The 19528-nt window shown below is 38.4% G+C and carries 19 protein-coding genes, 1 tRNA gene and 1 pseudogene; 13 read left to right on the forward strand and 8 right to left on the reverse strand.

Annotated features, from left to right (window positions below; genetic code table 11):
- Positions 1-132: 132 nt before the first annotated feature.
- The gene (locus ACYQ0E_RS09935) at positions 133-1782 is read right to left on the reverse strand and encodes a YagK/YfjJ domain-containing protein (protein ID WP_460188069.1); all 1650 of its coding nucleotides are present in this window, start codon (positions 1780-1782) and stop codon (positions 133-135) included.
- 456 nt (positions 1783-2238) lie between these two features.
- Here ACYQ0E_RS09935 and ACYQ0E_RS09940 point away from each other — a divergent pair, with 456 nt between their 5' ends.
- The 6 genes from ACYQ0E_RS09940 (at position 2239) to ACYQ0E_RS09965 (ending at position 6356) form a co-directional block, all read left to right on the forward strand.
- On the forward strand, positions 2239-2571 hold the full coding sequence (locus ACYQ0E_RS09940; protein ID WP_460188070.1) for a hypothetical protein: 333 nt from the start codon (positions 2239-2241) through the stop codon (positions 2569-2571).
- A 30-nt stretch (positions 2572-2601) separates the two neighbouring features.
- Positions 2602-3639 carry a YqaJ viral recombinase family nuclease gene (locus tag ACYQ0E_RS09945; RefSeq protein ID WP_460188071.1) on the forward strand — a complete coding sequence of 346 codons (1038 nt, stop codon included), beginning with the start codon at positions 2602-2604 and terminating at the stop codon, positions 3637-3639.
- 76 nt (positions 3640-3715) lie between these two features.
- Positions 3716-4624, forward strand: a complete 909-nt coding sequence (locus ACYQ0E_RS09950) for a recombination directionality factor (protein ID WP_460188072.1) — start codon at positions 3716-3718, stop codon at positions 4622-4624.
- 22 nt (positions 4625-4646) lie between these two features.
- On the forward strand, positions 4647-5507 hold the full coding sequence (locus ACYQ0E_RS09955; RefSeq protein ID WP_460188073.1) for a DUF932 domain-containing protein: 861 nt from the start codon (positions 4647-4649) through the stop codon (positions 5505-5507).
- Entirely contained in the window at positions 5488-5985 is a 498-nt protein-coding gene (gene radC / locus ACYQ0E_RS09960) for a RadC family protein (protein ID WP_460188074.1), read from the forward strand. Before ACYQ0E_RS09955 ends, radC begins: the two co-directional genes overlap by 20 nt.
- 137 nt (positions 5986-6122) lie before the next feature.
- Entirely contained in the window at positions 6123-6356 is a 234-nt protein-coding gene (locus ACYQ0E_RS09965; protein WP_460188075.1) for a helix-turn-helix transcriptional regulator, read from the forward strand.
- A gap of 102 nt (positions 6357-6458) precedes the next feature.
- On the opposite strand, the gene ACYQ0E_RS09970 is transcribed toward ACYQ0E_RS09965, so the two are convergent.
- Positions 6459-8429 (reverse strand): P-loop NTPase fold protein, encoded by a 1971-nt coding sequence (locus tag ACYQ0E_RS09970; protein ID WP_460188076.1) that lies wholly within the window; start codon positions 8427-8429, stop codon positions 6459-6461.
- Positions 8430-8814: 385 nt separating this feature from the next.
- On the opposite strand from ACYQ0E_RS09970, the gene ACYQ0E_RS09975 reads away from it, so the two are divergent.
- The 3 genes from ACYQ0E_RS09975 (at position 8815) to ACYQ0E_RS09985 (ending at position 11130) form a co-directional block, all read left to right on the forward strand.
- Complete coding sequence (locus tag ACYQ0E_RS09975) at positions 8815-9039, forward strand: hypothetical protein (RefSeq protein ID WP_460188077.1); 225 nt, start codon at positions 8815-8817, stop codon at positions 9037-9039.
- 215 nt (positions 9040-9254) lie between these two features.
- On the forward strand, positions 9255-9872 hold the full coding sequence (locus tag ACYQ0E_RS09980; RefSeq protein WP_460188078.1) for a hypothetical protein: 618 nt from the start codon (positions 9255-9257) through the stop codon (positions 9870-9872).
- A 67-nt stretch (positions 9873-9939) separates the two neighbouring features.
- Positions 9940-11130 (forward strand): hypothetical protein, encoded by a 1191-nt coding sequence (locus ACYQ0E_RS09985; RefSeq protein WP_460188079.1) that lies wholly within the window; start codon positions 9940-9942, stop codon positions 11128-11130.
- 183 nt (positions 11131-11313) lie between these two features.
- Here the strand turns inward: ACYQ0E_RS09985 and ACYQ0E_RS09990 are convergent, their stop codons facing one another.
- The 3 genes and pseudogenes from ACYQ0E_RS09990 to ACYQ0E_RS10000 all read right to left on the reverse strand — a co-directional run.
- The gene (locus ACYQ0E_RS09990; RefSeq protein WP_460188080.1) at positions 11314-11805 is read right to left on the reverse strand and encodes a DUF4411 family protein; all 492 of its coding nucleotides are present in this window, start codon (positions 11803-11805) and stop codon (positions 11314-11316) included.
- On the reverse strand, positions 11802-12941 hold the full coding sequence (locus tag ACYQ0E_RS09995) for an ImmA/IrrE family metallo-endopeptidase (RefSeq protein WP_460188081.1): 1140 nt from the start codon (positions 12939-12941) through the stop codon (positions 11802-11804). Before ACYQ0E_RS09995 ends, ACYQ0E_RS09990 begins: the two co-directional genes overlap by 4 nt.
- 125 nt (positions 12942-13066) lie before the next feature.
- Positions 13067-13480 (reverse strand): annotated as a pseudogene (locus ACYQ0E_RS10000) (tyrosine-type recombinase/integrase); the annotation flags it as partial.
- A 640-nt stretch (positions 13481-14120) separates the two neighbouring features.
- Here ACYQ0E_RS10000 and ACYQ0E_RS10005 point away from each other — a divergent pair.
- From ACYQ0E_RS10005 to ACYQ0E_RS10020, 4 genes are all read left to right on the forward strand, one after another.
- Positions 14121-14672: a hypothetical protein gene (locus ACYQ0E_RS10005; RefSeq protein ID WP_460188082.1), complete on the forward strand. Its 552-nt coding sequence runs from the start codon at positions 14121-14123 to the stop codon at positions 14670-14672.
- Between the two features lie 109 nt (positions 14673-14781).
- Complete coding sequence (locus tag ACYQ0E_RS10010) at positions 14782-15402, forward strand: hypothetical protein (RefSeq protein ID WP_460188083.1); 621 nt, start codon at positions 14782-14784, stop codon at positions 15400-15402.
- Positions 15403-15777: 375 nt separating this feature from the next.
- Entirely contained in the window at positions 15778-16746 is a 969-nt protein-coding gene (locus ACYQ0E_RS10015; RefSeq protein ID WP_460186618.1) for an IS30 family transposase, read from the forward strand.
- 21 nt (positions 16747-16767) lie between these two features.
- Positions 16768-17319 carry a hypothetical protein gene (locus tag ACYQ0E_RS10020; RefSeq protein WP_460188084.1) on the forward strand — a complete coding sequence of 184 codons (552 nt, stop codon included), beginning with the start codon at positions 16768-16770 and terminating at the stop codon, positions 17317-17319.
- A 135-nt stretch (positions 17320-17454) separates the two neighbouring features.
- Here ACYQ0E_RS10020 and ACYQ0E_RS10025 read toward each other — a convergent pair whose 3' ends face one another.
- The 3 genes from ACYQ0E_RS10025 to ACYQ0E_RS10035 form a co-directional block, all read right to left on the reverse strand.
- Complete coding sequence (locus tag ACYQ0E_RS10025) at positions 17455-18669, reverse strand: tyrosine-type recombinase/integrase (protein ID WP_460188085.1); 1215 nt, start codon at positions 18667-18669, stop codon at positions 17455-17457.
- A gap of 147 nt (positions 18670-18816) precedes the next feature.
- Positions 18817-18906 (reverse strand) — tRNA-Ser (locus ACYQ0E_RS10030).
- Between the two features lie 94 nt (positions 18907-19000).
- Positions 19001-19498 (reverse strand): GlcG/HbpS family heme-binding protein, encoded by a 498-nt coding sequence (locus tag ACYQ0E_RS10035; protein WP_460188086.1) that lies wholly within the window; start codon positions 19496-19498, stop codon positions 19001-19003.
- Positions 19499-19528: the final 30 nt, after the last annotated feature.

Here is a 19528-nt window from a genome sequence, read left to right on the forward strand (position 1 = left end):
GACATTCACGACATTCATTCTTATTTTTTAATAAAAAATAAGAATGAATACCCATGTAAACAATAAGAAATTCAGAATTTTATTCTTAAAGTCGTTCACATCTAACACTTTTAAAAACCAATCCCCCAGTTTTTATCTCCCAACCCCCTTCACAAATGGCACTACCAAATCCGTAGGTGTATTTCTTGAAAGTGCCAAACGTGAACAAACATCCAATACTTGATGAAAATCCCCACTAGATAATGATTCATGTATGTATTCAACAGTCTGATAAAGTTGCATCATTGGCTGCTCGCCTCCACCCCATCCATTAATAATTCGCTTAGTTATATCAAACATATGACTCTCAATACGGTAGTTAGGAGAAGATGTCATGGCTTTGGACAACTTACTACCCATCAAAATAATCCAATGCAAATAACGCTTATTTCCTTTACCAATCTCCTCTTTATACAAAACGCCCATAAGTTTTTCAGGATACATTCCTGGCCGTCCAAACTGACGAACGACCTCTTTCCTATAATTGGCTATTACCACATCCGAAAACGATTTACCTTTAACTTCAATGTACTTATCAGGTATTTCAATGTATCCCTCAATCGCAATAAACGATTTATGCATCTCCCTAAAGTCCATTAAATATTTCACAATTTGTTGCAAATCAGTACTGATATAAGAACTATAGACATGCCCTGGTACCCATCCATCCAAATCGAAAAAAATGTCTAAATCCCCTCTCTGGTATAAAGGTAAATCAATCTGATAACGATGAAAGGCTTTAGCTTTTTCGACACCTTTTTGCGGCAGATGACTTCCCGAGGCTATTTTGAAATACCCACTCGACTTAGGCAGTCTGATCTTCGTATCCGCTTTACATAAATAAGACGCGGCAAAAATAATACTTCCAATCTGAAACCTCCTCCTATGTTCACGCACAGCTTGATCAGCACACATGGAAGGCTTCCATGTTCTGGCAAAGTTAACTAGACCTTTTTCTTGAACCAATCCAATCTTTTTCCCATTAGGTATGTCATATTGCCAATCTGAGGAACTTATGTCTTCTGGATTCGTTCTGCAATAACCAAATAAAGCACTAGCCCAAGCAGCCATAATCATTCTTCCAAGTCCCTTTTTCCTAAGATCCGTTAAATCCCCTAAATTCATAAAACGATGACCGTTAAACATTAATACAGTATGGATATGAACGCCTTTCTGTTTATCCTGACTATCATCATCCTGACTATTCTTGCCCTTCTTCTTATACTTTTTTCCATCTCCGAATTCAAAAGCCCGATAGTGACGTACAAAAAGATCTCGATCTTTGCTTTTTCCACCACTGCGTTCTCCATTTTTTAGTTGATTCTCTATCACTGACATTTGCTCATTGAGTGACTTGATAAACCTCGAATAATAATCAACCGCCAAACGTTTTTCGGTGTCCCATTCTTTTGGAAAATAAAGTTCAATTCTACAAGTAAAAACCTTGGAATTGGTCAAATAGCTAGTCACGACTGTTTGAATAAGGCGAATAAGAGCATCCGCAATAACAGGTCCATTGTCCGCTTGAATCGCGTAACCATTAAAGAAATTGGAATAGATTAGCTGCCAATCTTTAAACACTTGATGCGTTTTTCTACCTTCACGGTATGCTTTCAGATGTTTTCCTTTTGGCATACTTGAATAGCGCCGTTTATTCGACAGAAAACGCTTGTATTTAGCATCCTTGTCTCCAGTTTTTTTCGTTTGTTTCTTGGTTTGATTTGAAATGTTCCTATAAGACATGATTCACTCCTGAATAAAGGTTGATAGAAGTGAGTTGAGATCCAAACAGCTTGTTTAAAATGTATCGGACAATCTAAGACTGTTTTCAGTAACTACAGTCAGTTCTAAACGGTTACCTATTATGAGGTAACCTCTACTGCATTATGACCTTGGTAAAAGGTATCAATAGAACTAGAAGACCCCGGTAAACAATTATCATCCCTACTGAGCTAATCAATACTTTTTCTAGCAACTTTTAATCTCAGTGCATTGCAAAAGCCTAAAAACCCAGGAAACTAGCTACCCGACAAACTTCCGGCACTCAACTCATACCATTCCCATGTTTGTAAGAAATTACACTCCCCCCATAAATTCGACTAAAGATCTCATTCAAACCAATCTCAAATACATATCACTTCGATGAATAACGGAAATCCATTTTCCGTTTTTTATGCCACTTTAAATGGAGGAAACAATATGGATATTCATTGTCCTGCATGTCAATCACAGCAAGTCATCACTAAAAACTTAGGTAAAAAATCAGGAGGCCTGATTGGGCTAGTTGGAGGTGCAACTGTAGGCTTTATCAGTGCCGCCAATGGTGCTAGAACAGGAGCAACCTTAACCGTCTTTACTGGACCGATAGGTTTAACAATGGGAACCATAGGCGGGGCAATCTTAGGCGGATTAATTGGTGCCTCTTCTGGCGGTGTTACTGGTGCCAAACTCGGTGAAAAACTTGATCAGTCCGTTTTGGATAACTACCGATGTACGAACTGCAACCATTCTTTTTCAAAGCCCAAGGAATAAAAATTTAATCAGTATTTAGGAGAACATAGTATGTCTACGCAAACGACTTTAACAACGCAATCAACCTCAATAACCCCCATTACCAAAAACAAATCCATACGTTCACATGCACAAGCCAAACGCATGATCGAAACAAACAATCTGAGCAATGAACAATGGCTACAAGCCCGACAACAAGGTATTGGTGCCTCAGATGCCGCCACCGCCGTTGGGCTTAATCCTTATAAGTCGCAATTAGAACTCTGGATGGAAAAAACTGGACGAATCATTCCTGACCAACCCTCTGAAACAGAAGACAGCCCTTTATTATGGGGAACGGTATTAGAACCTATTGTGGCTGAGCATTACGCGAAACGAACCAATCGCAAGGTCCGTCGAGTCAACGCCATATTGCAGCATGCCGAATACCCTTGGATGCTCGCCAACCTTGACCGTGAAATCGTCGGGGACGACGAGGTACAGGTACTCGAGTGTAAAACAGCGGGCATTTTTGGTTCTAAGTTATGGCGAAACGGTGTGCCAGAATATGTTCAATTGCAAGTACAACATCAATTGGCCGTCACAGGACAAAAAGCTGCGGATGTGGCTGTTCTGTTAGGAGGTCAAAGCTTACAAATTTATCGTATCGAACGAGACGATGACTTGATTGAACGTCTAATCAAACTCGAACAAGCCTTTTGGAACCGTGTATTAAACGACACGCCCCCACCTGCCGATACCAGTGCTTCCAGCGAAACAGCACTTCGCATTCTCTACCCAACTGATAACGGCGTGGTACTAGATTTATCTCATGACGAATCTGCCAACCAATCTTTTGAAGCTCTGTTAGAGATTCGTGAACAATTAGATAAGTTCAAAAAGCTGGATGCTGAACTAAAACATCAACTGCAACAGATGATGGGAGACGCGAGTATTGCTCGCTTCAAAAATGGTCAGACAAGTTGGAAACAATCCAGTGACACAACCGCTTTTGACTCCAAACGTTTTAAAACTGAACACCCAGAATTACATGAAAGCTACTTAATAACCAGGCCAGGTAGCCGTCGGTTTTTGGTGCAGACTAATTGAATTATTCCATTTTTATACCTCTACATTAACCCAGCCATGTGCTGGGTTTTTTATGCCCTTTTGAAAGGAGAACACCATGCTAAAAGGTTTAATGATTACCCCGCCAGTTATCGGTCGTATCAGTATCGGTCAGGTGGTCGAGAAGAACGGTAAGCGTCTACCACAACGCGACGACCAATTTACCATTACCACTCAAATTCAAAACCAAGACGGTTGGATTAAACACCCCTTAGATGAAAATCTACGTAAAAACAGTGGCCGTAAACTTCGTGAGATTCCCGTTCAACTTATCTTCAATGAACCTGAACTCAACCTTAGAGCTGAATACTGTTTATTTGATCGTCAAAACGGTCGCCCGGTTTGTGTTGGCAACGGAGAAACCTGTCAACGGCATAGAGGACAAGGCATGGAAACATTGCCCTGTCCAAGTCCAGAAGCGTGTGATCTGGCACAAGGTGGTTGCAAGCCTTACGGTCGATTAAACGCCCTTGTTCAGTCTGACACATCCATCAACGAATCCGGTAACGACCCGATCAGTAGTTTTATCTTCCGAACCTCGGGGTTTAACAGCATCCGCACCCTAGCTTCACGCTTGAGCTACTTCCATGCACTATCCGGCAATCGACTGGCCTGCTTGCCTTTGGCATTAAAGCTTAGAGGGAAATCCACCCGTCAGAGTTTTGGTCAACCGATCTATTACGTGGATCTGACTTTACGTACCGGCATGAGCCTAGAAGAAACCCTTGAAGCCGCGAAACGCATTGAGCAGGAACGTCAAACAATCGGCTTTGATCAGAAAGCCTTGGATCAGGCGGCAGAACAAGGTTTTGGCAATGGTCGCTTTGAAGACAGTAACGAGGACTTTGAAACGATTACCGAAGAGTTTTATCCAGAACTCCACAATCAAACACAGACCGAAAATCAATCAACTCATTCAACGTTGACGCAAAAGCTAGAACAGCAAACGCAGCAACTGAATCACTAAATCTCATTAAGGAGAAACCACAATGGCTATGAATATTCTTACCCCTGAAAAACTATATAAAACCGCACCCGCAATTTTTGCAGAAGCACCAGATAAAGCCGTATCCGATCGATATGGCTTTGTGCCCACAATTGACGTGGTCAATGCTTTACAACAGCAAGGCTGGTATCCAGTACGCGCTTTACAAACCAAAGTACGTGATCCAAAAAGAAAGGAACTTGCTCGTCACATGATCCGTTTTAGACAAGATCCTGATCGTCAAATCAATGTAGGCGATTCCATTGCCGAAATGGTACTGACGAACAGTCATGATCGTAGTGCCGCCTATCAACTGGATTTGGGCTTATTCCGACTTGCCTGCTCAAATGGCCTAGTAACACCAGCTGGTGAACTGGGTGGCATTCGAGTCAAACACGGCAAGCAGATTGTCGAAAACATCATTGAAGGCTCTCTCAATCTTGCCAATGAAATTCCACATATCTCCGAACAGGTAGATCAATTGCGTTCAACTCTGGTATCGCGTGACGAAGCAGAGTTGTTTGCGCGTGCAGCTTTGCATATCCGCTATGGCAATGAATGGCTGGAACAAAGTCCGATTCGTTCAGTGGATTTACTGCAAGCACGCCGTCGCGACGACCAGGAATCGAGTTTATGGAAGGTCTTTAACCGTGTACAGGAAAACTTGATCAAGGGAGGTGTACAAGGCCGTTCGGCCAATGGGCGCTATGTCACCACCCGTCCTATCAAGTCCGTGTCGGAGGATGTGCGATTGAACAGAGCACTTTGGCAACTGACTAACGAGTTTATACATTTAAAAGACAAGGTCACGCCGATGCTGGCGTTGCCTTACTTAGGAGATAATCATGCTGCCTTATCCATTTAAGACGGCAGAAACAAATGGGTCGTACCGGCTGGAGAAGCCGGTGACGGCTGCTGAAATTCTGCAAATGGCCAACTATCTGGCAAAACAAAAACTCAAAAAAGGCACAAGCCTTACTTCACCCGAAACCTGCTCCAGTCACCTTCAAACTATCTTGCAAGAACGAGAGCATGAAGTTTTCGGTGTTATCTTCTTAGATCAGCAACACCGCATTATCCGTGTCGAAGAACTGTTCAGAGGCACAATCAATATATCAGCAGTCTATCCAAGAGAAATCGTCAAACAAGCTTTACTCGAAAACGCGGCCGCTACAATTCTCTTTCACAACCACCCTTCAGGAAATCTCGAACCCAGCCCTTCGGATATAGAGATTACCAAGAAAGTACAAGACGCACTTTCATTAATTGAGGTTCGCGTACTTGATCATCTCATTGTCAGCAATGAAGGCTACACCTCTCTTGCCAAGCTGAATCAAATCTAATTAGATCAGATCAGAAATTAACAACCTTTATCAATGACCACTTCTGCCTAGTAACAGTATTTTTTTACATACAAGGCAAATGATTTGGAACGGAATGACTCCGTTTGGGACTAAACGAATCAAATAAGGAAATCATCATGCAAAATTCAACGACTCAACACAAAACCTTTCTAACAAGCCGCCAAGTTACAGAGCGAATCGCTCTTTCTAAAAGTGCAATTTACCGCCGAATGGATCCAAAAGACAAGCTATATGACCCAACATTCCCAAGACCTATCAAGATCAATGAAACAACTAGACGCTGGCTTGCAAGTGAAATTGAGGCTTGGATGAATAATCTAATTCAGAGCCAGCGTGAACATGCAGCATAAATTAAAGCACTCCTTAGCGAGCTTGCCTTTGAATTCAAATTCACCGACAAAACCAAAAGGCATTCTAACAGAAACAAAAAAGCCCCCTAAAGGGGGCTTGAATTAATCAGTGTCGCAACTTTTTTTCAACGTCTCAGCCCATTTTCTAAGCTGATACGCCTCAATACCAGTTAATTCATCTCTTTTCAACTCCGCATCCACCCTAGTAACTACGTTGCAAATCCATACAATTTCATCCGGCAGCTTATTCTTATCTATTCTTGTAGCGACTGTATGCAACACCGCCCTTCTTTGAGAGGGCTCAATGTTGTAACACAATTTATCAACAAAAACTCCTTCATCAATCGCATTTAAAACCGCCAAATCATGAAATTTAGCAGCTCCCCAAGGGCCTGAACGTAATGCTTGTTTCCAATCATCATATCGGCTTTCAATTTGGATGAAAATATCATTTATTTCAGTTGATGCTTTCTGCAAATTATATTCTTTGTGTATTTTGGAGAGAAAAGCTACAAAATACCTAATGACCATCTTTTCCCCATCAACAACTTGGTATCCACTACAAGAAGGCCTACCCCAAAACTCCTCACTATCAAAATGACGCATAATTTCAGCCTTGTTTACCTCAATATTGCGTTTTGCCTCTTTGAGTATCTCAAACCTCTTTTTTGGATACAGTCCTTCTAAAGAAAAACGATGCAGTAACCCAATAACATGAATCAGTTCACAGGCATTGCTGATTTTATGATTATTTATTGAGTCAACCGTTTCTTGCAGTGCAAGATTAAACTCATCATTGCTTAGTTCCCAATAATTCCAAAGTTTTTGCCATGCGGGTATATTCTCTTTAGCAGTTAATCTGCTTAGGTCTTTATTTATCTCTTTTTTATCCAATTTTGAATGAAAGACAACATCTTTCCAGACCTTGCCATTTAGCAACATGCGCCTTGAACCAAAATCAGTATACCTTTTGTTCAACTCATCAATAATTGTGTTCTGCCACATAAAATTATTCGCATCGAGAGCTGCAATATCGGACCCCAACAAATTACCTGCATTCTTCTCAATCATTAAAGTCAAATGAACCGATAACAAACGGTCAACAATTTCCTCCTCTTGCCTAAACTCGCCATCCATTACTTCATATAAGCGAATGAAGTCCCTCAACCCGTACTTGATATGCCTTAGATTCTTATACCCGCTTTCTTCAAATACGCTAATAATATTGGGCATATTACGTCTATAAACATTTTTAACGACGTCAGGCGAATCGCCTTCCAATGAATTTACTATTTGAGGAATAGCTAACCTTGTTTCCGGTTCCAATAAAAACGTCTTGCCAATGAGCTTTTCCTTCTGAATTTGATAAGAGTTTTTATCGGCTTTTTGCTGCATACCTACAGGACCACCTTCTTTTTTTTGTAGCTCATCGCTTTCATCATGACATTTTGTCTGGTCTTCCTTCTCAATCTCTTCCTCATTAGCTATGACAATGACTTTTTGCTTAAACGTTTCAACATATCGATTCAAAAACCCAAGAATTTCTTTAGTATGAATGCTTGTGCGCTCTAGATCGTCAAAGACAAAAACAGCACTTTTATTACCCTTCTGCTCCCCGACCCCAAATACTTCAGCTACTTTGGATATATTGAACTTACCTGATGTTTCATGTTTCTCATCCCCATCTAAATCTGTATTTATTGATACTGACGGTAGCGCTGATATCAAAGTTCTATAAACCAACTGTGCCTTTTTAGATCCTATATTTGGGTGAAGCTGACTAAATATCTCACTATTCAAGTCTTGAAGAGTCTTCATACCAAAAAGACTAATTCGATAGAATTTAAGTTCATCTTCAGACTGCTGTTTAATGAAATTATCGATGAAGTGACTTTTACCAATACCCCAAACACCATTGAGAAGTACTGCGTACTCAGGCTGATCCAGTTTGCAGTAATAGCTTAGAAACTCGGTGATATGTTTATTGGGTCCAGACATATGTTCACGTACCTGAGGTTTAGAAGAGAGGGTTACTTTATTTGGTTTAAAAAGGTCAACTATTTTCGCAAACATTACAAAATTACCTTCATGAAATCAAATGAGCCCCATAAAAAGCTAACGTATTCCAAATACAAAACATATCAAAATACTTATTAAGTAATACTAAATTCTTACCGATATATTGTTGTATATCCAAATACTCTGACTTATTGTACCCCCCCTAATCTTGTCTCACTCTTCATGCAACAATTATTTTTCAATCACATCTTGAGACCAACCTTGTTTATTCAGCAAGGTACGATGAGCAGTCAACACATCTGATCCAATATCAATTGACCTTAGGGAAATACATAAACCATTTACCCGCTCACAATAAAAACAAGTATAACATCGTATAATAGCGCTTAATTGCACTATACTAAATGTTTTCAAATAGCAAATTGTTCGGAGTTTTAATATGAGTAAGTTAGGGCCATTCTCACAAAATGATCTTGATACCCTATGGGCCATGTCTGATTCACAGAAAAAGGATAGAGATATCCAAATTCTCTCTGACGATGAAGTTGAACAAGCCATGGCGATACCGACAGCAGAAAGCGGTACAATTTTAGCGCGGAGAAAACCTGACGGCCAATGGCAAGATATGTACGTCAAATCAATCACTGAATACGATGACCACTAACAAGATTAAATAAACATTCTGATAAAACTTAAGCGATGAGCAGTATAACAACTCACTCAACCCGGTCGCACTTACGCGTGGCAGGTTAGCTTGAACATTAGCTATAAAACAAGACAAATTACGCGGACGTCAAAAAGTGCCTCTGCGCTCTGCTTTTTACCTACGGTGATTTGCGGCGCAACATTAATCAAAGGAATCAATAATAAGTGTGGTATTTGAAAATTAGCCCAAAGATGTTTTTATGGGGCTTGGTTGTATTATTAACCATTTTTTTGTTTACAGGTTTTACGTTTGCAGATGCTGGTTATTTTTATAATAACCTAATACCTGAATTAACAGGTATCGCTGTCGAATTAATTGTGATTTTAATTGTTTTCAACTATTGGCAAGAAAGCAGCAAAAAAGAAAAGTTAATAACAATTGAAAGAAGATTAAGGGAGTATCTTATATTTTTCTTAAGACATAACTTCAACAATCTACCCCCAGAACTTAAAGTAGGCAGGTTTTATGGTGTTGACCATGGTAAAAACCAGGAAACTCTCGAACAATTAAGATTACACATAAAACATGATGGCTTAAAGTCTGCCAATATAGAAACAATTATTAAGTACTGCAAAAGAGATTGCACCACTCTTGAAAACCTTCTGCCCGTCGCAGCAGAACTTACCAATGAACATTTCAAATCATGGTCTCGGATAGTTTTCTTTATAAATAATATTGCTAAAAACACTACATCTGTAGAACAAGATGTGATGGATATAATTCAAAATATTAAACGTTTCGACAATGCATCCACTAGCCATAAACTTTATGTTGGTGCAAATGACGTTTAACAAAACAATCAAGCCGGCTACGCCAACGCGTAGCTGGATACTTTAAATTCTGTACGGATAAAAGAGTATGAAAAACTTCCATTTTGATGGACCAACATGGGCATTCCTTACACCTGAACAAATGTACGATGAAGAAGGAAAGCTTCGTCAAGCACATAAGCATTATCAGAATGCAGATATTTATTTTCTTTCAATTATGAATAAATGCTTTTTTAACCCGAAGAAAACAAAAGTTTCTATAGCTGCAAGCATTAAATGTGAAATATCCGTAGGGGATCCTGCAAAAAAGATGTTTGACCGTATTAGTGTCTCTTATTCTCTAGCTGAAGTCTTATATTCCATGCCGGGAATCAATGACAGGTTTAGAAGTAGAGATGAATTCCTATTTTTTGTTTTGTTTCAACAATATCAACCAAAAACTCTTTTTAAAAGAAAACTTTATAACTTTTCTCGTCGACTACTTACAAAAAATGTCATTTCAAAAAACAGTTGTTTCAAAATTTTAAGAGCAATTTATTCGTCAGATATTGGAGTTCGCCATGAAACGCGCTTTGAAATTAATATTTTTGATCCATTAGTAGATTGCATTACTAATAATGAAAAGGCAGAAGAAGCGAAAAAAAGAGACACTAGATTTTACGATTTGAATGAAGCTGACTGGGATACATCCAAAACCAAAGAGATTGACTACAGCAAATTGCCCGGAGCAGGAGATTTTGAAAACTGCAGACTGACAATAAATCAGATTATAAATCACTTTGATATCAAGGTTGGAAACCAGAAAATTGCTTATATAGGAAAAACAGAACAGGAGCCATTTGATAGGCTTTTCCCACATAAGAAATTGAATAAATTAAATGCCAAGTTACTAAAAAATGAATACGAAACTCTGATTATCCATCTTTTTGGATTTAAGAATTGGGATACGCCCATATTGTCAATCCCTCCAAAAACAACCATTTCTGAGTCTGATGCAATAACTATAGCTGAAGCAGAGCTTATTAATTACTTTAAACCCCCAGAGAACGATACATATGTCAAAGATAATGGAAAACACAACTGGAAACATATTCAACTTTTGTTAAAAAATGGATTCAAAAATATCAGAGGTTTACTTGATGTGGATGGACAGTATGCAAAGTTTTATACGCCTCATGTAGGTAAAAGGAGACTAAACAGGCATGAAATCGATATTAATCTTGATGACTATCGCTCCGTACAACCGAAAAACACAGTGGACTCGCAAACTCACCACTAATTGGATTGACACCTCTTGGCATTAAACGATCTCATTTTAATGGATTACTAACAACTTAAACCATTTAGAAACTTTGACCAATAATCCATCAGCTCCTTCCCATCCTCCAAATATTCAGTCATTAACAGAATTTGTTAACAAGTGAATCTTTCGATAAAAAAGGTATAAAACAGAAAGCAACGCTCAAGCAGTCAACACAAACCTTGCGTTAAGCTCTCTTAAAAACTGAAACGTATCAATGCAATCAACATCAAATTGCTGACAAATATTAGGAACTTTGACCTTTTTTGTGTTTGGAGCCACAAAGGCTTCATGAGTAACTACCGTTGCCCCAAGTGACTTGGCTTTTGCAATAATCCAAGGATCAGCCTTAGCCAAAAAACCATCTCTATTACCGTCGTTATAATTACCAGCCATAACAAATTGGAGTATGTCAGTAAAAATAGTCTGAGTCTCATCATCGTCATTAGCAATAAAATGTTCAGGCCTAGCCGCTACCCAACTAGCCAGTTCATCATTACCATCTTTAAGCTCTCGACCGATCATATCAACACTACCAATCATACCTAAATTAAACTGCTGATCCAACCAGTCCCAGTACGCTGGACAAATATCCATTCCATAGTACTGATTTTTAGCTTGTATATAAGTGTTAGCATCCAGTAAATATCTCAAATCTGCAACTCCTTAGCGAAGTTAGAAATATTACTTGGCTTCATAGCCAAGAGCTGAGCAGCTTCTCGCAATAACATCTGCCCACTCAAGGCTTGACTAACGACTGCTCTGGAGAAATTCTGGCTAATCTGTGCTTTTTTAGTTACATAATAGCTTGGTCCGCTACCAGAAGATTCACGATTTTTATAAGCTTCCTTCTCATCTGCAATATAGCGAACGTATTCTTCTTGTGTGATGTAATCACAGGTTAAGGCACGCCGTGCCAAAGCCCATTTACTCACATGAAAACGAGACTCCAAAACTGGCAAGTTATCTCGCCAATTTTCTAGCCCAGACTTCCACAACCCCATAAATTCATGTTCAGGCACTAAAAACTCAGCCGCTACAGCATTACATAAAACTTCTTCACTCCGATGCGTTTGCACATCTCCATCAGAAATCCCAGACTGACCAATCCATATATGACAGAGCTCATGCATTAATGTAAACAAACGTGCTCCAGGAGCATCCGCATGATTAACAAATATCATTGGTGCATAACTATCAGCAATGGCAAATCCACGAAACTCACTCACTTGTAAAGGACGCGTGAAATGGCCTAAGTCACCTTGTCGCATGACCAAAACCCCCAAAGCTTCAATCCGGCCTACTAAATCGCGGTAATAATTTTCCCAATTTCCACGATTCGGATGATCTGGCACATCCAACTTTACTCGCATATCTTTAACAATAGACACCGCATCATAATTATTAGAAAAACTTCCAACAATAGTGCTTGGTTCAACTAACTGCTGCTGCAAATAGTCCTTGTACCATTCCTGACGCTGCAACATAAGCTTAATTAAATCCAGCAATTCAGCACTAGGCCTACGAACGCCCTGACCATCGATTGTCCTTAAATCAGGCAAGGGCAGCTCTTCAATGGGTGGTTTTGGCAAAAACAAATAACCAAATGGAACATAGGATTTTTCAGCAAGAGCCATTGCCTGTTTAAATGTCATATGACGCTGGCCTTTCTCCCATTCCAATAGACGCTCTTCTGTTTTACCCATTTTTCTTGCAAATTGAGACACAGAAAACCCTGAACGTTCACGCGCCCATGTCAGCATTTCTGGATTAATATTTGCAGTAGACATTATCAAACTTCCTAAAACTTTCAGTAAATTATAATGTTAATGAGAAAATAATCATAACAGTATTCACCATGACATTGTCAGATCCCGAAATACCATTAAACGGTAATAATCTATACATTCTGTATTTAGAGCAAATCTTCTAAAAAACGTGACCATTCTTCCATCATCTCTCTACGTACTTCTAAATATTCAGCTTTATTATAAGTGCCTCGAATCTTGTTACGTTCTTCGTGAGAGAGTTTCTTTTCAATCGCATCGGGCGACCAGCCCTGCTCATTTAGCAAGGTACTGGCTGTATGCCTAAAACCATGTGTCGTTAACACATCTGCACCAATATCAATTGATCTAAGAGCCACTCGTAAACTATCTGGGGTAATTGGACGTGTTTTCGATCTTTGACTCGGGAACACAAATTGACTGTCAGCTTTGACTTCAAAGCATTGTTTTAGAATCTCCACAACAAATTCACTCATCGGTACCAAATGCTCACGTTTCATTTTCATCACTTCTGGCTTGATACGAATAAGCTTTTGTTCAAAATCGACGTCCTGCTATTTAATCAAATGACCTGTTCACTTGGCCGTAAGAAATATGATGTGCCATTTTCAACCCCATCTTCGCGAAAAAAACCGCCCAAAAAATTAAAACCGTTCAACACTATCACAAGCAACCATTCTCTGCATAATAAAACAAGCATAGTCCTCACGAAGCAATTGACCAGGCATTTAAAACCTAGTTTTGAGTAGGCACCCTCATCTTTTGCTTAACCATTTAAAACGTTAAAAACAAATAACCCTCTGCAACAGAATCAAGAAACATCGACTCTCATTCAAAAAAACATGAAACCAACAAACTACTTGACCCACTTACGACAACTATTCTCAGTAGAATACCTATCACTCTAAAAAGGAATGTTACTACGTATTTTCCACAGTTAATTCGTTTTTTTTTGATATAGTATCTAAATCAGAACTTTTCTCACAAACAATACCGTTAATGATGCAAATAATACCCAATACTAAATGTTAACAATTCAGAAGAATCGTGTATATCTTTGCATTCAGATCGAATATACCGCTCTCTCAGGCACTCAAAAGATGCCTCGAATAAAATCTTCTGACGAAAATGCCTAAAGCCTACACACTCAATTTGATCGTTAAAAATTCACAAGGAATAAGAATGAAATTATCAATTAATCAATCAAATATTGAAAATAGCTTTTATGAAATTGCAAATTTATTAATAAATGAACACACACTGCAAGCAGAAAATTTAACCTATCAAATTTCAAATATTGAATTTTATTACTACAATGAAAAACTCCATCGCGACGATAATAGCCATGCATTGAAATATAAAAGAGCCAAAGTCAGACAGTTGCTGAACTCTCAATGGTATGTTCATAAAAGAAGTATCAATCCAAATTTCAAGCATAAAGGAATCGACTTTACATTTGGAGACGGTATAAATTTTGGTGGTATTTTAATCAAAGAAGTAATTCGAACAAAAGATAATAAAAGATTTTCTCAATCTAAGTTTGTTGATGAATTGATTAATGTAATGGGACCAAAGGACCCAGATGAATTTATAAAAATGATAGAAGAACAAGAAAAATTAACTTTCAAAAAAAGTGGTGGACAAAATCACGGTATTGCAAAAAGATCTAGAATTGGCCTGGTCAACGAAACCTTCAAAGACAGTCTTTATGCTTTCAAAATTCAAGATTCCTAACAACACACTCAAGCTGGCTTGTACTGATACTAAACACGCTTAGCTTAGACGTTAGCATTCAAAAATCTACGTTAGTAATTTTAAAATATAAAGAAACATGGAATCAATTATGCATAAGTATGTTATCAATGATGTCTGGATGGCATTGAAGCTTTCATCTATTAACTTTTTTGTATGGATGTTAGTGCTATGGGGAATATTAATATTCTTTGGAGCGGCTATTAATCCAGCAGATACCGAAGCAAAAAAACTAATAATCTACTTTTTTTATTTTTCAGCTGTATTGACACCAATAATTTTCATTCAAAGCATATTTATTTATTTTGCAAATAGAAAATATATCGTAGATCTAGAAACTGGATTAATAACTTTTCCTAGAACAGATATTGAAAATAGTATTTTAGAAATAATCTTGCTATACCCATATTGGAACTTGATGAGGACTGCAACGATTCATGCGACTGAAGTTGAGAATTTATTTTTAGATACTAAACGCTGGAGTACAAAGCACAAAGTTGCCAATGGAGCAACTGCAAGCGGCAAAACAAAATATAGGACAGAAACCAAAAAACATGTCAGATATACCATCAATATTGCTGGAAAATTTGGTTCGGCTAATTTACAGTTTCTAGACAGACAAAAAAGAGATGAAGTTAGAAATGCAATACAACAATGCGTGAAACAACATAGCGGTATAAACATAGACAGAAAAGTAGCCGAATTTAATTAAAAGGACATATAAAGATGGATAACTTAAATTATTTACTAGAAGACCTACTGTTTATTAGTTCTTTTCAAGATTTAATGTATAGCACTCTGTTTTACATTTTATGGATATTGACCTCTATCCTTTTTTTATTAATGCTTGGAATACGAGCAGCACTTATTAGTCTAGTCTTAATACCTGCCATCTTATTAATTGTTTTTCCAGAAACAATGGATCTTGTATTAGGAAAATCAATCTACTTTTTGCTATTTGGTCTTTTATTAATGAAACTTTTACTTATTCCTTTTAACGCGGATTCGGATAATAACTGCAATTTGGAAATAGGAAGAGCCAGTTGAGCTAAACTCACAGGCTTTTCCCGACCAAGAGAATTGCAAAATGAGTTATAGCCAACTGACTGAGTGTCAAAGATACCAGATTTACGCATTATTGAAAGAGAGATTGTCACAAAAAGCGATTGCCGAAAATATTGGATGTCATCCTTCTACCATCAGTCGAGAATTAAAGAATAATCGTGGTAAGCGTGGTTATCGCCCTAAACAAGCTCATTCCTTGAGTGTGAAGCGACGTAAAACCGCAAAAAAACGAATCAAATTGATTCCAAAGGTACAAGAAGCGATACGAAGTCTCATTAAACAAGACTTAAGTCCAGAACAGGCGGCAGACTACATTAAAAAACAGCTCAACATTTCGCTTCATCATGAAACTATCTACCAGTTCATTTATGAGGATAAGGCGGAAGGTGGACAGCTCTACAAGCACCTGCGTATAGCCAATAAACCCTATCGTAAGCGTTATGGAGGTTATGATTGTCGAGGTCAAATTGTTAACCGAGTCTCGATTGATGAACGACCTAAAGTCGTCGATGAAAAGATTCGAATTGGAGACTGGGAAGGCGATACGATCATTGGCAAAGGTCATAAAGGTGCACTATTAACCCTCGTGGAGCGAAAGACGCTTTACACCATTATTGTGCCATTACAGGGTAAGTTCGCAGACAAACTCAAAGAAGCCGTTATTGCTGTATTAGAACCACTCAAAGAGCGTGTGCATACGATAACGTATGATAATGGCAAAGAGTTTGCAGAACATAAGGCCATGGCAGAGGCATTGGACGCACAAGTGTTTTTTGCCCACCCTTATGCCTCATGGGAAAGAGGCATAAACGAAAATACGAATGGATTGATACGGCAGTATTTTCCTAAAGGCACTGACCTAAGGAGCATCACTCAAGAGCAAGTTCAATTTGTGATGGACAGATTAAATAATCGTCCTCGAAAAACACGAGGTGGTAAAACACCCAATGAATTATTTATGGGGCTGCAGGTAGATTTACTTGCAGCATAATTTAGAAATTGCGGTTATTACTTGAATCCGCGTAATAAAAAATTTCCGCCTAACAATGAAATTAATCTATCCAGGTTTCAACTTACTCATGAACAGATCAAAGACTTTAAATTAATAATTAGTGGATTAGAGTCGATCGATAATGAGTTAAATACTCTAAATTCACTTAATATAGATAAAAGAGCTGATGGTCAATACTCAGAAAGAAGTAAAAAAGGTAAGGACGCAAATAGAAGAATAGAAGAATTAGAAGGTGCGAGAACTGAGCTTTGGGTAAAAAAGGCTAAATACTTGGATAAACAAAATAAATTTTCAACATTTAGATTCACTAAAAATATTTTTAATAAAGCCATTCTAAACTCAATTACTTTATCCATAATCTTTACAGTTATATGCCTTTTCCTTGTTTCAGAAGAAGTCGCAAAATTTTACGGATATATAAATATATCGTTATTTGTAATTTTTTCTATTATCCTATTTTCTCTGTTTTTTGAAAAAGTACAAAAACAAGAAGAGGATTTACATGATATGGTATATAAATATTACCAAAATAATCAAAAAATTGACTCTTAAAACATTAGTTGACGGTAATGCCTTAGGGTATGCCGTCAGCGTTCATAAATACCTGATACGACAATTAACTCTGTAAATTTCCGTTAGCTAGATTCATTCTTCCTAGCCTTAAACTCTATCCATTTTAATGGTCTACTAATAGCTTAATCCATTGAGAAAATCTGACCAATAGTCCATCATGTCCCTTCTTACTTCTAAATATTCAGCTTTATTATAAGTGCCTCGAATCTTGTTACGTTCTTCGTGAGAGAGTTGCTTTTCAATCGCATCGGGCGACCAGCCCTGCTCATTTAGCAAGGTACTGGCTGTATGCCTAAAACCATGTGTCGTTAACACATCTGCACCAATATCAATTGATCTAAGAGCCACTCGTAAACTATCTGGGGTAATCGGTCGTGTTTTAGATCTTTGACTCGGAAATACAAATTGACTATCAGCTTTGACTTCAAAGCATTGTTTTAGAATCTCCACAACAAATTCACTCATCGGTACCAAATGCTCACGTTTCATTTTCATCACTTCTGGCTTGATACGAATCAATTTCTCATTAAAGTTCACATCTTCCCACTGAATAGAAACCAACTCACTTGGACGTAAGAAAACGTGAGGAGCCATTTTTAATGCCATCCTAACTGAAAAGCCCCCGTTATATGCACCTATCTTTTTAAGTACGCTAGCCAACTCTTGCTTGGACGTGATATGAGCAAACGGCTTTACAGTTTCTTTTTTGAAGACGTCTTGTGGCAAATCCCTAGTCGGATCAAACGGGCAAACGCCCATACCCACCGAATAACGAAACACTCTACTTGCGTAGCCGCGGACTTTTTTCAACATATTAAGCGTGCCTCTTGTCTCAATACGTTTGAAAATCTCCAGCATATCCATTGCGGTGATTTTTGATATGTCTCTATTCTCTAAAAATGGAAGTAAATGATTTTGGCACCGCTCATCCAAGTCTTTAGCATAGTTTTCAGTCCATGATTCTAAGTTGTGTGCATACCACTCTCGGTACATCATCCCAAAAGTCTTAATCACGACTACTTCAATTTCTTCTTGCTGCTGATTTCTCGGATCAATTCCAGACTGAAGCTTCTCTTTTAATTCATCTCGTGCTCGTCGAGCATCCGCTAGGGAAACTTGAGGATAGTTACCAATAGACAGCATCGTTGCCTTGCCATTAATACGACAGCGGTATCGCCATGACTTAACGCCATTGGGTTTTACCTCCAAAACCAAACCATGCGAGTCTGTTTCGCGGTAGAGCTTGTCTTTAGACTTTAAGTTTTTGATTTGTGTATTATTTAACACCTTGTACTCACTTTTATTATACTCACACAGTTCTATACTCACTTTTATACTCACAAAAAAGCGACAAGTAAAGAATTAGATCGATTTAAAGCGGGAAGACTTTTCAAGAAGAGATATAGCATAAAGCCAGTAAATACAAGGAATTCGGGCATAAAAAAACCCGTCTGGGACGGGTTCTTTTTCGAATATTGGCGGAGAGCGAGGGATTCGAACCCTCGATAGGTTTAACCCTATACACACTTTCCAGGCGTGCGCCTTCAGCCTCTCAGCCAGCTCTCCCAAACAAGCGGGCATTATACGTGCTTAAAGAATTATTGTCTAGGTAACTAAGCACTCTTCGGTAAATTAGTTTACTACCCGCTTATTGCCGCCTTTATTGCATTTCTAAATCATCAATAACCGATTCTAAACCTGCAACGGCACAAGCTTCATCATCTTTACCATCTGGCGCACCGCTTACACCAATAGCGCCGTAAAGTTTACCACCAGCCATAATAGGCGTTGAACCAGCCATAAACGCTAGACCTTCACCAATTGTTGGTAATGGACCTTTTGCACGACCTTCTAGCTGTGAACCTTTAACGTTAAACATAACGGATGTATAGGCTTTTTTCTTACTGATATTTAATGATACTGGTGGCGCAACGGTATCGCGCATTTGAACTTGGACAATTCCGTTTCTATCAACCACGGTAACACTAATGGGAATCCCTTTTTCTCGACATGCTTTAATTGTATTCACGGCAATAGTATTAGCCGTATCAGCGGTAATGCGAGCTACATTGACAGTCATAGCTTCTTCTGCATAAACGGGTAATGACGCGGTTAAAGTAACACCTGCAACAATTAGGGCTTGAGCTATTTTTTTCATTTTCATTTTCCTGTGTTAGTGATACAACCA

The organism is Thiomicrorhabdus hydrogeniphila, from assembly GCF_054656895.1.